This window comes from Thiocapsa rosea (assembly GCF_003634315.1).
Taxonomy (GTDB): Bacteria; Pseudomonadota; Gammaproteobacteria; order Chromatiales; family Chromatiaceae; genus Thiocapsa; species Thiocapsa rosea.
Map to the genome: position 1 here is coordinate 4,099,029 of NZ_RBXL01000001.1, position 15,889 is coordinate 4,114,917.

Below are 15,889 nucleotides of genomic sequence, written 5' to 3' on the forward strand. Positions count from 1 at the left end.
CACTCCGGCACTGACTCTGTCGATAGTCCGGATGATACCCCAACGGATCCCGGGCGGATCCCGTCTGTGGATCGCTGCGCCCGCGCAGGCCGTTTCGGTTATTCTTTACTTCTTTACGCGTGTACAAAAACCGGGGGAGGAGACACCATGTTCAGCGTCTGTGTCCGCGACCACATCATGATCGCGCATAGCTTTCGAGGGGAGGTCTTCGGACCGGCACAGCGGCTGCACGGGGCTACCTATGTGGTGGATGTGGAGTTCCGCCGTCCCGAGCTTGACGCGGACGGATTGGTGGTGGACATCGGGCTCGCCAGCCAGACACTGCGTGCGCTCTTGGCCGATCTGGACTATCGAAATCTGGACGAGGAGCCGGACTTCCAGGGCCGCAACACCTCGACCGAATTTCTCGCGCGTGTCATCTTCGATCGCATGGCCGCGCAGTTGAGCGCGGGCGCGCTCGGGAAGGGGGCTCATGCGATCACGTCACTGCGCGTGCAGTTGAGCGAGTCACACGTCGCCTGGGCGGCCTATGCGTCGGAGCTGCCGCCTCCGGCTCGCCCGTGAGTGCCTCGGGTCCGCTCAGGTTCCTGATCCCGGGCGATCCGAGCATACCGACCGGCGGTTATCGTTACGATCGGCGGATCATCGACGGCCTGATCCATGCGGGTCGGTGGGTCAAGATCGAGCGCCTCGACGACAGCTTCCCTCGTCCGACGGTCGCGGCATTGGTCGAGGCGGAGCGGTGTTTCGCGGGACTCCCGGACGGCACCAGTGTCGTCGTCGATGGACTGGCCTTCGGGTTGCTGGGTGAGAGTGCCGCGCGCCATCGAGGGCGCTTGGGCCTGATCGCGCTCGTCCATCATCCTCTTGCCTTGGAAACAGGTCTCGACCCGACGCGCGTGGAAGCCTTGCGCATCGGCGAGACCGCCGCCCTGGCCTCCGCGCGTCTGGTCGTCGTGACCAGCGACGCGACCGCGGATCTGCTCGCCGGCGACTACGGGGTCTCGCGGACTCGGATCCGTGTGGTGGAGCCCGGAACGGATGTCGCGCCTCTTGCAGTCGGATCCGGGGCGTCCGCGCCGAACCTGCTATGCGTTGCCGCCATCACACCTCGCAAGGGCCACGATATCCTCCTGCAGGCGCTCGCCTCCCTGACGGAGCGTTCCTGGCGGCTCGACTGTGTCGGCAGCTTGACCCGTTGCCCCGCGACGAGTGCGGCCGTGCAGCGTTTCTCCGATCAATCGGGTCTGAGCGAGCGCGTTCGGTTCACGGGCGAGGTCGACGAGTCTCAGCTTGCGGCGCTCTATCACCGGGCCGACCTTTTCGTTCTGCCGACGCGCTTCGAGGGTTACGGGATGGTCCTGACCGAGGCACTGGCGCGTGGTCTACCGATCGTCAGTACCCGGACCGGGCCGATCCCGAGTCTGGTACCCCGGGATGCGGGGCTCTTGGTAGAGCCGGACGATCCTGCAGCACTTCGCGCCGCCTTGGCACGGGTCCTCGATGACTCGGGGCTCCGCGCCGGGCTCGTTGCGGGCGCGCGGTCGGCACTCCCCCGACTCCGCTCATGGGACGCTGCCAGCACCGATTTCATGGATGTCCTCGACGAGGTGTGCAATGGGTGATTTCGACGTCGATTGGTTGAGACTGCGCGGACCCGCGGATGTGCGGGCCCGCGCGGCGGATCTTCCGCTCTTGCTGCGCCCGCATCTTCCGAAGAGATCGCCTTTGAAGGTACTTGATCTTGGGTGCGGGACCGGCTCCAACCTGCGTGCACTGGCGCCGGTCTTGGGCGGTGCGCAGTCATGGCTCTGTCTGGATGCGGACACCGACCTTTTGGATCGTTTGGCGGACGAGACCCACGCCTGGGCGGAGGCATCGGGTTTTGATTGGGACGCGACCGATCGACGGGTCACGGGGGCCGAGCCTCATCTGACCTGCACTCCTGATCTGAACTGCACGCTGGCGACCCGTCGTTTCGACCTCGCGCGCGACCTAGCCGAGCTTCCGATCGAAGGCATCGGGTTGGTTACCGCCTCGGCGCTGCTCGACCTGGTGTCCGAGACCTGGCTCGCCGGGCTCGTCTCGCAATGCGCGAAGGTCCAGGTGCCGATCCTGATGGCCTTGACCTACGACGGCCGCGTGGCCTTCGAGCCCGCCTTGAGCCTCGATCGCGAGGTGATCGAGGCGGTGAATCGCCACCAGGGTCGCGATAAGGGATTCGGTCCGGCGCTGGGTCCCGGCGCGAACGGTCGCTTGGCGATCCTGGCGGCCGCACAGGGCTATTGGGTCGAGGTACGGACGAGCGACTGGCGTATCCGGCGCTCGGAACGGGCGCTGCAGACGGCCCTGATCCGCGGCTGGTCCCGGGCAGCCCGCGAAGAGGTGACCGCATCGGATCAGGCGGGGATCGCGCACTGGGAGGCGGTCCGGCTTGCTGCCGTCGAGCGCGGTTGTTCCCGAATCAACGTCGGTCATCGCGATCTTCTCGCCATCCCCCGGCGGGCTTAAGCCGCGCGTGGTGCGGTATGCGTCATTTGTTGGATTGGCTTGACCGCGCCGGCCCCGACGACCGTCGGAGCTGGCGCGGCTTAAGGTATTGAAAAATATTAAATCATAAACCGCTTCTTACCGAGATCGAGGACATCTCCGAAGCCAGAAGCAACATGAAAATGACGCATGTCGCTCTGGACGCGGTTTAGCGGATGCGGGAGAGCTCCGCTCGGTTGACCGCAGCTTCGTCCATCGACATTTGGGGGCTTGCATCGGTGGAATGATCAGGCGCTCCCGCGCTCAGGTCGAAATCGTAGAGCACATCCTCGCCCATACGGAAGATGCGCGTTGCCGGGCGCAAGGCATCCGCCAGACGGGCGGTCGGCGGCAGCCGCACACCCGGCCGACCGCTGCCGATCACGAGCGGGGCGACCGCGATCTGCAGGCGCGAGAGCAGCCCGGCCTCAAGGAACCGCGAGACCGTGGTCCCGCCGCCTTCGATGAAGATCCTGCGCAAACCCCGCTCCGCGAGGGTGCCCAGGAGCGCGCCCAGATCGAGCCCGTCGGACATGGCCGGTACCCCGATCAGCTCGGCTTGCCCGTGACGCTGCTCGCCGGGCCGGATGCGGGCGCGATCGCAGCAGAGCAGTGTCTCGGACTCGCCGTCGTTGAACAGATGACGCTCGGGGGAGAGACGTCGGCGCGGGTCCAAGACCACCCGCATCGCATTCGGTCCGGCGACCAGCCGCGTGGTCAGGCGCGGATCGTCCGCGGCGACGGTCTCGGCCCCGACCAACACGGCATCGCTGAGCGCGCGCATGCGGTGGAGGTGGCGAATGTTGGCCTTCCCGGTCACGAAGCGGGCGTCCCCGTCGGACGTGGCGATGTAGCCGTCGATGCTCTGACCGAGATGGGCGATGACCTCCACCGGACCCGGATGCGGGCGGCAAAAGGGCAGGTAAAGATCAAAGAGTGCGCGCGCCGGATCCTCGCCATGGCAATCCTCGGTGCGATCCGCAGCCCGGTCTCCCGTGCGCCAGCCCTCGTGAGGGAGCCAGAGCAGATCCGCTTGCGAGCGATGCGCCGGATCGACCGGCGACACCCGTCCGTCGGGGTCGGCACGCATGGCCAACGGATGTTCGAGCGACCAAGCCGCGTTGCGTGCCAGTCGAGCGGCACTCAGAATCAGCGACCAGGCGCGAGCGGTGTCGGTGTCATGCCGACGCGGCGGCGGGTCCGATTGCTCTCGCTGAGTGATCTTGGATCGGATCATCGGCGGCCTCTTCTGGTTGAATTGATCCCGACACAACGCGGATATGGCGCTGCGCAACTGAAAATCGAGCGCGAAACGGTCTGCTTCGCCGACGCGGTATCGGTGACACGGACCAAAACCCACGGAACGAGGAGATCGCCTTGAGATTCCTGCATGCCGCCGATGTGCATCTCGACAGCCCGCTGCGCGGACTCGAACGCTACGAGGGTGCACCGGTCGAGGAGATCCGCGGCGCGACCCGCCGGGCCTTCGAGAATCTGGTCGCACTCGCGGTCGAGGAGTCGGTCGACTTCGTCCTGCTGGCCGGCGACATCTACGACGGGGACTGGCGCGACTACAACACCGGACTCTTCTTCTCCGGCCAGATGGGTCGTCTCAACGATCACGGGATCCCGGTCTTCCTGATCGCCGGCAACCACGATGCCGCAAGCCAGATCACCAAGGCGCTGCGTCCGCCGCCGAATCTCTCGGTCTTCGCCACGCGCGCGCCCGAGACCTGGGTCCTCGAGCACCTCGGCGTGGCCATCCACGGTCAAGGGTTTCCGAGCCGCGCGGTGACGGACGATCTGAGCCGGGCCTATCCGCAAGGCGATCCCGCACTCTTCAACATCGGATTGCTCCACACCTCGCTTGACGGTCGACCCGGTCATGAGCCCTACGCGCCCTGCACACTGGATGGCTTGAGAGCGAAAGGCTACCAGTATTGGGCGCTCGGGCATGTTCACCAGCGCGAGTTGATCGCGGAGGACCCCTACATTGTCTTTCCGGGCAACATCCAGGGCCGCCATATCCGCGAGACCGGGCCGAAAGGCTGCACGCTTGTGCGGGTCGAGGAGGGCCAGGTCGTGGAGATCGAGCCACGGGCGCTCGATGTCGTACGTTGGGCCATCTGTCCGGTGGATGTGACCGACGTGCGCAGCCTGGATCAGATCCTCCCGCTGGTCGAGCATGCGCTTGCCGAGGCGTCGGACGCGGCCGAGAACCGTCTTCTCGCCACACGTCTGCATCTCATCGGGCGCAGTCCGATCCATTCGCGTCTGCACGCCGAGCACGAGCGCTTGGTCAACGAGTGCCGGGCCTTGGTCTCATCCTCCGGTTTGGCCGATGTTTGGATCGAGAAGCTGGTCGTGGAGACGCATCCGTCGGCGGCGGTGTCCGAGCTGTCGCGCGAGGATGCCTTCGGCGGCCTGCTGCGCACCATCCACGCCCTGGAGGTCGACGGCGAGCGTCTTTCCGCCCTGAGCGAGGAGGTCGACGCGCTGGCACTCAAGCTGCCGCCCGCTTTGCGCGGCGGCGATGACCCGTTCGAACCGTCGGACCCCGCGTATCTGTCCGACTGCCTCGAAGACGTGAAGGCGCTTCTGGTGGAGCGGCTGCGCGGGCAAGGCGCCGGCCCGGAGACCGACGTATGAAGCTCCTGGAACTCGACCTGCGCGCATTCGGACCCTTCACCGACCGCCGACTCGATTTGAGCGGCGGCTGCGAGGGCCTGCACCTGGTTTTCGGTCCCAACGAGGCCGGAAAAAGCTCGGCACTGCGCGCACTGCGCGGCTTGCTGTTCGGGATTCACGAGCGCACCCGCGATGACTTTCGACACGGCAAGCAGGAGCTGCGTCTCGGCGGGCGTCTGCGCAACCGCAACGGCGAGGAGCTTGCGTTCGTCCGACGCAAGGGCCGCAAGAGCACCCTGCTCGATCCGGACGGAAAGGCGATCGGCGAGGATGCGCTGCTGCCCTTCCTGGGCGAGGTGGACGACGGCCTGTTCGAGCGCCTCTTCGGGATCGACTACGAGAGCCTGGTCGGCGGTGGCCAAACCCTGCTCGAAGAGCGCGGCAGGGAGGCCGAGGCGCTGTTCGGGACCGCGCTCGGCGCCACCGCGATCCACCGGGTTCTGGATCGACTCGACCAAGAGGCCAACGGACTTTTTCTGCCCCGCGCGTCCAAGCCGCGGATCAACGCGCTGATCGGCGAGCTCGGCGAGACCGAACGTCGTCTGCGCGATGCGAGTCTGTCGGTCCGTGAGTGGGAGCAGTCCAAGGCGTCGCTCGATCGGGCGATTCGCGAGCTGGCGGCGATGGATACGGAGATCGCTCAGATGACGCTCGAGCGCAGCCGGCTCGAACGCATTCGGCGCACCCTCCCGGATCTGGTGCGCATGTCTCGGCTGCGGGAGCAATTGGAGGGGATCGGCACCGTGCCCGTGCTTGCCGAGGATTTCGCGACCCGCCGCGAGGAGGCGGTCGCAAAACTGGCTCGTGCCGACGAGGCCCGAGCCAATGCACAGCACCGGCTCGATGGGTTGCGCGTGCTGGTTGGCGAGCTCAGCGATGCCGTATCGGAAGATCTGCTCCGGGAGTCCGAGTCGATCGACGACCTGCGCGAGCGGCTCGGCAGCCATCGCAAGGCGGCGCAAGATCGCGCCGAGCTGGTCGCCGAGCTGGCGGGCCGAGAATCCGAGGCGAGCGCGCTGCTGCAGCAGGTGCGCTCGGACCTCACGCGGGAGCCTGTTCCTGCCGATGTGACCCGACTCAAGCCGCTGCTCTCGCGCAGACGCCGTGCGACCGATCTCGGTGCCCGCAAGGCCGCCGTGGTCGACGCGCTCGCCAAGACCCGTGCCGATCTCGCCGAGACGCAAGAGCGCCTCGGGCTGCGTGCCGCGGCGCTGGCCGAGCTACCCGCGGCAGTCGTCTCGACCGATCTGCAGACCGCGCTCGATGCCGCGCGCCGTGCCGGAGACCTGGATCAGGCGCTCGTCGAGGAACGCCTCGCGCTGGCGGCGCAGCTGAAGACGTGCGAGCAGGGGCTGTCCGCACTGGGTCTCTGGTCGGGCGGGTTGGCCGATCTACTCGCCGCACCGCTGCCGGACGAGGAGAGTCTGCGACGCTTCGCGGACGACACCCGCGCGCTGATCGAGCAACGGCAGGCACTGGAGTCGAAGCGTTCGGATGTGGTCGCCGAGCGTTTGCGCTGCGACGAGGCTCTGCGTGTGGCGGAGCTGAGCGGCTCGGTGCCGTCCGAGGATGATCTGGCGCAGTCCCGCGCGCATCGCGATCGGGGCTGGCTGCTCGTGAAGCGGGCATGGCTCGCGGACGAGGATGTCGGCGCCGAGGCGCGGTTGTACGACGCCGAAACCTCCCTTGCGGATGCCTTCGAGGGGTCGCTGGCCGTGGCCGACGAGGTCGCCGATCGGCTGCGTCGCGAGGCAGGGCGCGTCCATGACCGGGCGACGACCCGCGCACGACTGGAGGTCGCGCAGCGTGAGCTTGACGAGACCGAGCGCGCGCTGGGCGCGCTGGCGGTGTCTGTCATCCGTTCCGAGGAGGCATGGCATGGACTCTGGTCGCCCTGCGGCGTGACCCCGCTGCCGCCGGCCGAGATGCTGCCCTGGCTTGCGCGTGCGGTGCGGCTGCGCGAGCACATCCGCCAAGCCGACGCGCTGCGGGAACGCATCCTCTCCCGCGAGGCCGTGCGGGCATCGCATCGCGTGGCCCTCCTGAGCGCACTCGGCACCCGAGACGCGGCTGTCGAGCCCGGATCCTCGGCACTCGCCACGCCCGAGCTCGGCGCGCTCATCGGATTGGCCGAGGGTCGACAACGCGTCGCGGAAGACGGCGCGCGTGCGCGCCTCGCGTTGGAGCACGAGGTCGCGGAGCTCCAAGAACGTACGAGACGCCTGAGCCGCGAGCTCTCGGATGCGGAGACCGCGCACGCCGCATGGCAGGCGGACTGGACGGCCCTCATGACCGAGCTTGGGCTCGCGCCGGATGCCGGCCCGGGCGAGGTCTCGGACGATCTTCAGGTGATCGCGGATGCGGTGGCGAAGGTCGAGGCCGGGACCCTCTTGAGGTCACGCATCGCGGGTATCGATCGGGATGCCATCGCCTTCGTCGCGCAGACCCGCGACTGTCTCGGTCGGCTCGCGGTCGATCTGCTTGACCGTCCGGTGGAGGAGGCGATCTTGACGCTGCACGTGCGGCTCGACGAGCAACGTGCCGTCAAGACACGACTCGAAGAGTTGCGTGCCCAGGCGAGTCGCACCGAGGGGGAGATTCGCGAGTCGGAGACGGCAATCGCTGCGGCCGATCGCGTCCTCGCCGAGCTCTGTCGACAGGCCGCGTGCGAAGCGCCGGAGCAATTGCCGCTGATCGAGGAGCGCGTGCGCGACCGGCGGCGACTCGCCGCCGAGCTTGCGGATGTGGAGCGCGCACTCATGCGTGCCGGTGACGGCCTCGGGATCGACGCGCTCGCACAGGAGGCGGCCGCCGTCGATCTGGATCGGGCCGTCATGCGGCTGGCCGAGATCGATGCGCGCCTCGAGCAGGAGCTGCGTCCGGCGCACCGCGCGCTGATCGAGGAGAAGGCCGACGCCGATCGTGCACTCAAGGCAATGGGCGGAGAGGGCACCGCCGCCGCGCTCGCCGAGGAGGCCCAACAGATCCTCGCCGGCATCCGCACCCATGCCGAGCAGTACGTCCGAATCAAGCTCGGGGCCCGCATCCTGCGCGACGAGATCGAACGCTTCCGCCGCCAAAACAGCGACCCAATCCTCGGGCGCACGAGCCGCTATTTCGCGCGCTTGACCTGCGGCGCCTTCAGTGCGGTCGAGACCGATTTCGACGAGGCCGACCAGCCCGTCTTGGTCGGTCTGCGCAACAGCGGCGAGCGGCTGCGCGTGGAGGCGATGAGCACGGGCACCCGTGATCAGCTCTATCTGGCGCTGCGCCTCGCCAATCTGGAGCAGTATCTCCAAGCCGCCGAGCCGATGCCGTTCGTCGTCGACGACATCCTCATCCAGTTCGACGACGAGCGCGCGCTCGCCACACTCGCGACCCTGGCCGACTTCTCGGCCAAGACCCAGGTGATCCTTTTCACGCACCACGGCCGCGACATCGAGCAGGCGCGGCAGCTCGATCCGAGCCAAGAGCGGGTTTGGGTCCACCGTTTGGGGTCGTGAGTGCGCCCGTTGGTGGGCGGAACGGGGTGTCGCCCATGCCGTGCCGCCTGCTCTCCGTGCTTGCTCCGCGAGTACAAAGCCTTATCTTATAAAGTCGGCGGCAAGCTGGCGCTGCAGCGACAGCTTGCCGGGGGCGTCAACAGGAATCGAGGCGATCAAACCGCGTCCAGAGCGAGGTGCTTACTTTCGAGTGAGTCCGACGTTGGGTGCATCCACGGCCCTTAGCGGGGGCGCGGTTAAAAACGATATATCTTTTATTATCTTAAAGAGCACCATCTCCAGCGGTCGTCAAGTCTGCCGGGTCCGATCCCATCCAAAATCATCGCATACCGCGCTGGGCGCGGTTAAGGAGTATCCGTTGGAAATCGAAGCTGTCGCACAACTCATCCGCCAGGGCATCCCCGGCGCCGAGGTCCAGGTCTCCGGAGACGGCAGTCATTTCGACGCCGTCGTCGTGAGCGAGGTCTTCGAAGGTCTCACGCCGATCAAGAAGCAGCGTCTGGTGATGGATACCGTCAAGCCGCAGATCGCGAGCGGGGAGTTGCACGCCTTGTCGATCAAGACCCTGACGCCGGCACAAGCCGCCGAGCACGTCGGCTGAGATGCGTCGGAGGGCATTGCCGGAACTGGCGTCGTTCGTCAGACGGGCAGGTCGGGTGGACGCGCGAGAGCGAAGCCCACCAAACCCCGCGCCGGCGCTGGTGGACTGCGCTGCGCTTGTCCACCCTACAGCGCAACGTCGTCGTTGTGGCCGGGTTCATGGGCCCGGCGCCGGACCTTGCCAAGGGCTGACCCGGTGCCATACTTGAAGACGACGGATCAAGCCCTTGCGCAGGAGGTCAAGCCGTGTTTCTGAAACATCGCACTACCGGCAAGATGATCGAGGTCCTCAGTCAGCGGGACCTGTTCAATCCGATGCACCCGAAGATCGTCGGCCGTTTTCACTATGGTGAAGAGGCCCAGGAGCCGGAGACGTTCGACAAGGCCGAGCTGATGTTCATCTCGGACGAGTTGCTGCCGCGCTGCTGGACCGACAGCCATTATCGTGACGACGAGGTTCACCACTATTACAAGAAGGCGTCCTGAAGGGATGCAAACCGGCCCGAGCATGCTCGGGCCGGTTTTTTTGCGCCCTTCGCGCCTTTGCGTCGCCGGTTCCCGAATTGAATCCGTTGTGCTGACGATAGGAGGCACACCTTGCGCCGGCGGTTGGGCCGTGCTCATAACGCGGGCCACATCGACCGCTTTGCGCCGTAGCCGGAGGGCAAGCGCAGCGCAGTCCACCAGCGCCGGCGCGGGGATCGGTGGACTTCGCTCTCGCTCGTCCACCCTACCGGCCGGGCTAACGATCGAGGCCTTCGGCTTGTGGTGGCTCGCACGGACCTTGGCGCGGGGAGGATGGGTTTCGCTTCGCTCTACCCATCCTACGGCCCTTAAACCTCGCCCGACGCGATATGTGTAGTTTGTCGGAGCCGGCGCGGTTTAAGGTATTAAAAAATATATAATTCTAAACCGCGTCTCCGCTAAGGGCCGTGAATGCACCAAACGTCGAACTCACTCGAAAGTGAGCATCTCGCTCTGGACGCGGTTTAGCCGCCGTTCGTGTCGGATGGGGGTGCGACCTCCACCAGGATCCGCCCGTGAGTCTTCCCCGCGAGCATCGCCTCGAAGACCTGTGGCAGGCCATCCAGATCGACGGTCTCTCCGAGTAGCAGGTCGAAGTCGGCCGGGCGCCAGTCGCTCGCCAGATGCCCCCACAGATCGGCGCGTAGCGTCTGCGGGACATCGACCGAGTTGCAACCGAGCAGACTCACGCCGCGCAGGATGAAGGGCATCACGGTGGTCTCGAGTTGGTGACCGCCGGCCAGACCGATGCTGGCGATGTTCCCGTTCGGGACTATGGTGCGCGTGATCTGCGCCAGGGTCTCGCCGCCGACATTGTCGATAGCGCCGCCCCAGAGGGCCTTCTCCAGCGGCCGCTTCGCATCGGCCAGTGCATCGCGCCCGATGATGCGCGCGGCGCCGATTGACGTCAGCCAGTCCGCAAGCTCCGGTTTCCCCGAGAGTGCGACCGCCTCGTAGCCGAGCCGGGCGAGGATCGCGATCGCCATGGATCCAACCCCGCCGCTTGCGCCCGTCACCAGGATAGGACCCATCTCGGGGCGCTGGCCGTTGACCTGCATGCGGTGGACCGCCAGTGCCGCGGTGAATCCCGCGGTGCCCAGGATCATGGTCGAGCGCGGGTCCAACCCGACCGGAATCGGCGTCAACCAGGTTGCAGGGACGCGCAGATACTCGGCATAGCCGCCGTCGTGGTCGAAGCTCAGGCCCCAGCCCGTCGCGACGACCGCATCCCCCGCACGGTAAGCGGGGTCGTTGGATTGCTCCACGATGCCGGCGGCATCCACCCCGCCGACCAGCGGGAAGGTGCGCAGGATCTTCCCGCGCCCCGTGCCGGCGAGTGCATCCTTGTAATTGACGCTCGAATAGGCGACCCGGACCAGGACCTCGCCCGTTTCGGGGACCTGTTTGGGCAGTGCCTCGAGACCGGCGCGGTGGCCCTGTTCGTCTTGATGAATTCGAAATGCGCGATAGCTTTCCATTAAATGACCTCCACCGGGATCAGCCCGATCGTGCTGCGCCATTTGGCCGGCCCGGTTTGATGAACAGATTCGCCGCGGCTGTCGACGGCGACGGTGACCGGCATGTCCTCGACCTCGAATTCGCGGATCGCCTCCATCCCCAGATCCTCGAAGGCGACGAGTCGCGACGACTTGATCGCCTTGGCGACCAAGAAGGCCGCGCCGCCGACGGCCATCAGGTAGACCGCTCCATGCTTCTTGATGGCGTCGATCGCAGCGGGCCCGCGCTCGGCCTTGCCGATCATCCCGATCAGACCTGTGCGCTCCAGCAATTGGTCGGTGAACTTGTCCATCCGTGTGGCCGTGGTCGGTCCGGCCGGACCCACGACCTCGTCGCGCACCGGGTCGACGGGGCCGACGTAGTAGATGAAGCGGTTGGTGAGATCCACGCCGTCCGGCAGGCGTTCGCCTCGGTCCAGGAGATCGGCGATGCGTTTGTGCGCGGCGTCCCGACCGGTCAGCAGCTTGCCCGAGAGCAGGAGGCGCTCGCCCGGCTGCCAGGTCGCGATGTCCTCGCGGGTCAGTCCGTCGAGATGGACGCGGCGCGTCCCGGCAGCCGCGTCCCAGGTGATCGGAGGCCAATCGTCCAGGCTCGGCGGGATGAGTGCAACCGGCCCGGAGCCGTCGAGCGTGAATTCCAGATGCCGCGTCGCGGCGCAGTTGGGGATCATGGCGACCGGGAGCGAGGCGGCATGGGTCGGGTAGGTCAGGATCTTCACATCCAGCACCGTGGTGAGCCCGCCGAGACCCTGCGCGCCGATGCCGAGACCGTTGACCTTCTCGTGCAGCTCCATGCGCAGGGCTTCGATGGGGTTCGCAGGCCCGCGCGCCTTGATCTCGTGGATGTCGATGTGCTCCATCAGGGACTCCTTCGCGAGCAGCATCGCCTTCTCGGCGGATCCGCCGATCCCGATCCCGAGCATCCCGGGCGGGCACCAACCGGCACCCATGGTCGGGACCGTCTTGAGCACCCAGTCGACCAGGCTTTCGCTCGGGTTCAAGACCGCGAACTTGGCCTTGTTCTCTGAGCCGCCGCCCTTGGCCGCCAGACGCACCTCGACCCGATTGCCGGGAACCAGCTCGACATGCACGACGGCCGGCGTGTTGTCGCCGGTGTTCCTGCGCTCGCCGATGGGGGGCGAGACCATGGAGGCGCGCAGCACATTGTCGGGATGGCTGTACGCCCTGCGCACGCCCGCGTCCACCATCTCCTGAATCCCCTGGGTTGTATCCCAGCGCACCTCCATGCCGATCTTCAGAAAGACCACGACCATGCCGGTGTCCTGACAGATCGGTCGGTGGCCCTCAGCGCACATCCGCGAGTTGACGAGGATCTGAGCCATCGCATCCTTGGCGGCCGGCGATTCCTCGATCTCGTAAGCTGCAGTCAGGGCTTCGATATAGTCGCGCGGGTGATAGTAGGAGATGAATTGCAGCGCGTCGGCGATGCTTTGGACAAAGTCGGTCTCGCGGATAATGGTCATGGTTCTGCGGCGCCTCGTTCCGGACATCCACGCAGTATAACAACCCACTCGCGCCCGGCTCCGGAAGACGTGGACGTCGGATAGGTAGAGCGCAGCGAAACCAATCTCCCAGCTCGATCGCCCCTCGGGCTGGAATCGCCACGATCAAAAAGAGCTTGGCAAAGATCGTAGGGGCCTGTAATATTCCGGGCTCGCAACGACAGGCGCGTAGCTCAGTTGGTTAGAGCACCACCTTGACATGGTGGGGGTCGTTGGTTCGAGTCCAATCGCGCCTACCAAACATCAGCCGCCAGCTCCGGCCGTTGGCCGCTCGACACCCTTCGAGCGGCACCGTGCTGGGGCTGGCGGTTTTTTCATGTGATCCCTCGTATCGATCACCACTGAGCACTTTGAAGGTTTCGCTATGCCCGTCGTGACCCTGCCGGATGGTTCCAAGCGCCAGTTCGATGACCCTGTTTCCGTTCGGGACGTCGCCGCCTCCATCGGTGCCGGCTTGGCCAAGGCGGCGCTCGCCGGTCGGGTCGACGGGGCGCTGGTCGACACCTCGTTCGTGATCGGGCAGGACGCGGAGCTGGCTATCGTCACCGCCAAGGATGAGGAGACGGCGCTCGAACTGCTGCGACACGATGCCGCGCACGTCATGGCCCAAGCGGTGCAGGAGCTCTATCCCGGTACGCAGGTGACCATCGGTCCCGCCATCGAGAACGGCTTCTACTACGACTTCGCCCGCGACGAGCCCTTCACGCCGGAGGATCTCGAGGCGATCGAGGCGCGCATGCACGAGATCGTCAAGCGCGATCTCCCCATCGTGCGCGAGGTTTGGGAGCGCGAGCAGGCCAAGCAGGTCTTCGCCGAGCTCGGCGAGCACTACAAGGTCGAGATCATCGAGGACATTATTCCCGAAGGGGAGGCGGTGTCCGTCTACCGTCAGGGCGATTGGTTCGATGTCTGTCGCGGGCCGCATCTGCCGAGCACCGGCAAGCTCGGCAACGGGTTCAAGCTGATGAAGCTGGCGGGTGCCTATTGGCGCGGCGATTCGAAGAATCCCATGCTCCAGCGCATCTACGGCACCGCGTGGCGCGATAAGAAAGAGTTGGCGGCCTATCTGCACCGTCTGGAAGAGGCCGAGAAGCGCGATCATCGCAAGCTCGGCAAACAGCTTGATCTCTTCCATTTTCAGGACGAGGCGCCGGGCATGGCCTTCTGGCATTCCAAGGGGCGGGTGATCTATCGCCTGGCCGAAGGCTACATGCGCGAGAAGCTCGACGAGTACGGTTACCAAGAGGTCGAGACCCCGCAGGTGCTCGATCGATCGCTCTGGGAGCGCTCCGGGCACTGGGACAAGTTCGCCGGCGGCATGTTCACGACGCATCTGGACGATCGCGACTACGCGATCAAGCCGATGAATTGTCCCGGGCATATCCAGCTCTTCAATCAGGGTCTGAAGAGCCATCGCGATCTGCCGCTGCGTATTGCCGAGTTCGGCGTCGTGCATCGCAACGAGCCTTCCGGCACCCTCCACGGTCTGATGCGGGCACGTCGCTTCACGCAGGACGATGCGCATGTCTTCTGCACCGAGGAGCAGCTCCAGGACGAGGTTGCGACCCTGATCGACATGGTCTTCGAGACCTATCGCGACTTCGGCTTCACCGAGATCGATCTGGCCCTCTCGTTGCGCCCGGACAAACGCGTCGGCGGCGACGAGCTCTGGGACAAGGCCGAGGCGGCGCTCGACCAAGCGCTCCAGGCGAAAGGTCTCGCATTCAAGGTGCAGCCGGGCGAGGGCGCCTTTTACGGCCCCAAGATCGAATTCACCCTGCACGACAGCATCGGTCGCGCCTGGCAGTGCGGCACCATCCAGGTGGACTTCTCGATGCCCGGGCGTTTGGGTGCGCACTATATCGCCGAGGACAACAGCAAGCAGGTTCCGGTGATGATCCACCGCGCGATCCTGGGCTCGGTGGAGCGGTTTATCGGCATTTTGCTCGAACACTATGCGGGTCAATTGCCGGTTTGGTTGTCGCCGACCCAGGCGATCGTGATGAATATCACGGATCGGCAGGCGGATTACGTCAAGGAGGTCTCTAAGACCTTGCGCGGGAAGGGCTTCCGGGCTGAGACGGACTTGAGAAACGAGAAGATCGGCTTTAAAATCCGCGAGCACACCCTGCAACGAGTACCTTACCTGCTCGTCGTCGGTGATCGGGAGGTCGAGTCCCGCTCCGTTGCCGTTCGCGACCGTGCGGGCCAGGATCTTGGAATCCTTCAGCTCGATGCCTTTATCGACCGTCTGAGCGAAGAGATCGCGAACCGGACCCACTGACGCCCGGCCTGACCAACGGGCCGCGAGAGCGTCGTGCGCGTCGTGTCTATTAGTGCTTTTGGAGGAACCTGCTATCGCTGCACCAAAGAGAAACCGCGTCAACAAGGAGATCAACGTACCGGAAGTGCGTCTGATCGGCGCGGACGGAAACCAGGTCGGAGTCGTCAATACGCGCGAGGCATTGGAGATGGCCACGGAAGCGGGCCTCGATCTCGTGGAGATCGTTCCGACGTCGGAGCCTCCGGTGTGTCGTCTCATGGACTTCGGCAGATTTCTCTTCGACCAGAAGAAGAAGAAGAACGAAGCCAAGAAAAAGCAGAAGCAGGTTCAGATCAAGGAAGTGAAGTTTCGTCCGGGAACGGACGAAGGAGACTATCAGGTCAAACTACGCAGCCTGATGCGTTTCCTCAATGAAGGGGATAAGGGCAAGGTCACCATGCGGTTTCGCGGGCGCGAGCATGCGCATCGTGAGCTCGGTCTGGAGCTCTTGAAGCGGATCGAAAACGACCTTGCAGCCCTCAGCATCGTAGAGCAACAACCCCAAATGGAAGGACGCCAAATGGTGATGGTGCTGGGCCCCAAAAAGAAATAGCGACGCGCATCGTCGAGCCAATGGGCGAATCACACTGAGTGTCTCGATGAGACGGCATCGGTCGATACGGCCGATCCCGCCTTGAAAAAACCTCGGCTCGACAGGCGTCGCACTATAATCATTCGGCA

At 65.5% G+C, this 15,889-nt stretch carries 12 protein-coding genes and 1 tRNA gene; 10 read left to right on the top strand and 3 right to left on the bottom strand.

The features are described from left to right. The first annotated feature begins 147 nt into the window (after nucleotides 1-147). The 3 genes from BDD21_RS18430 to BDD21_RS18440 are packed head-to-tail and all read left to right on the top strand — an operon-like array spanning nucleotide 148 to nucleotide 2,511. Complete coding sequence (locus BDD21_RS18430; protein WP_120798404.1) at nucleotides 148-564, top strand: 6-pyruvoyl trahydropterin synthase family protein; 417 nt, start codon at nucleotides 148-150, stop codon at nucleotides 562-564. Then, on the top strand, nucleotides 561-1,625 hold the full coding sequence (locus tag BDD21_RS18435) for a glycosyltransferase family 4 protein (RefSeq protein ID WP_120798405.1): 1,065 nt from the start codon (nucleotides 561-563) through the stop codon (nucleotides 1,623-1,625). Before BDD21_RS18430 ends, BDD21_RS18435 begins: the two co-directional genes overlap by 4 nt. Then, nucleotides 1,618-2,511, top strand: a complete 894-nt coding sequence (locus BDD21_RS18440) for a class I SAM-dependent methyltransferase (RefSeq protein WP_120798406.1) — start codon at nucleotides 1,618-1,620, stop codon at nucleotides 2,509-2,511. Before BDD21_RS18435 ends, BDD21_RS18440 begins: the two co-directional genes overlap by 8 nt. Nucleotides 2,512-2,698: 187 nt before the next feature. On the opposite strand, the gene BDD21_RS18445 is transcribed toward BDD21_RS18440, so the two are convergent. Continuing rightward, a complete protein-coding gene (locus BDD21_RS18445; RefSeq protein WP_120800004.1) occupies nucleotides 2,699-3,766 on the bottom strand; it encodes a RibD family protein in 1,068 nt (355 codons plus the stop codon). Between the two features lie 140 nt (nucleotides 3,767-3,906). On the opposite strand from BDD21_RS18445, the gene BDD21_RS18450 reads away from it, so the two are divergent. The 4 genes from BDD21_RS18450 (at nucleotide 3,907) to BDD21_RS18465 (ending at nucleotide 9,806) form a co-directional block, all read left to right on the top strand. Next, on the top strand, nucleotides 3,907-5,178 hold the full coding sequence (locus BDD21_RS18450; protein WP_170164816.1) for a metallophosphoesterase family protein: 1,272 nt from the start codon (nucleotides 3,907-3,909) through the stop codon (nucleotides 5,176-5,178). Next, entirely contained in the window at nucleotides 5,175-8,720 is a 3,546-nt protein-coding gene (locus tag BDD21_RS18455) for an ATP-binding protein (RefSeq protein ID WP_120798408.1), read from the top strand. Before BDD21_RS18450 ends, BDD21_RS18455 begins: the two co-directional genes overlap by 4 nt. A gap of 358 nt (nucleotides 8,721-9,078) precedes the next feature. Further along, nucleotides 9,079-9,321, top strand: coding sequence for a BolA family protein (locus BDD21_RS18460; RefSeq protein WP_120798409.1), 243 nt, complete (start codon nucleotides 9,079-9,081; stop codon nucleotides 9,319-9,321). A gap of 245 nt (nucleotides 9,322-9,566) precedes the next feature. Next, a complete protein-coding gene (locus BDD21_RS18465; RefSeq protein ID WP_120798410.1) occupies nucleotides 9,567-9,806 on the top strand; it encodes an acetyltransferase in 240 nt (79 codons plus the stop codon). A 503-nt stretch (nucleotides 9,807-10,309) separates the two neighbouring features. Here BDD21_RS18465 and BDD21_RS18470 read toward each other — a convergent pair. Both BDD21_RS18470 and BDD21_RS18475 read right to left on the bottom strand, forming a co-directional pair. Continuing rightward, complete coding sequence (locus BDD21_RS18470; protein WP_120798411.1) at nucleotides 10,310-11,323, bottom strand: YhdH/YhfP family quinone oxidoreductase; 1,014 nt, start codon at nucleotides 11,321-11,323, stop codon at nucleotides 10,310-10,312. Continuing rightward, complete coding sequence (locus BDD21_RS18475; RefSeq protein WP_120798412.1) at nucleotides 11,323-12,846, bottom strand: fumarate hydratase; 1,524 nt, start codon at nucleotides 12,844-12,846, stop codon at nucleotides 11,323-11,325. The genes BDD21_RS18470 and BDD21_RS18475 overlap by 1 nt, the downstream gene beginning before the upstream one ends. Before the next feature lie 201 nt (nucleotides 12,847-13,047). Between BDD21_RS18475 and BDD21_RS18480 the strand changes: the two genes are divergently transcribed. The 3 genes from BDD21_RS18480 (at nucleotide 13,048) to infC (ending at nucleotide 15,761) form a co-directional block, all read left to right on the top strand. Then, a tRNA-Val gene (locus tag BDD21_RS18480) sits at nucleotides 13,048-13,124 on the top strand. A gap of 125 nt (nucleotides 13,125-13,249) precedes the next feature. Beyond that, nucleotides 13,250-15,169, top strand: coding sequence for a threonine--tRNA ligase (gene thrS, locus BDD21_RS18485; RefSeq protein ID WP_120798413.1), 1,920 nt, complete (start codon nucleotides 13,250-13,252; stop codon nucleotides 15,167-15,169). 58 nt (nucleotides 15,170-15,227) lie between these two features. Next, nucleotides 15,228-15,761 (top strand): translation initiation factor IF-3, encoded by a 534-nt coding sequence (infC, locus tag BDD21_RS18490; protein WP_120798414.1) that lies wholly within the window; start codon nucleotides 15,228-15,230, stop codon nucleotides 15,759-15,761. The last annotated feature ends 128 nt before the right edge of the window (nucleotides 15,762-15,889 follow it).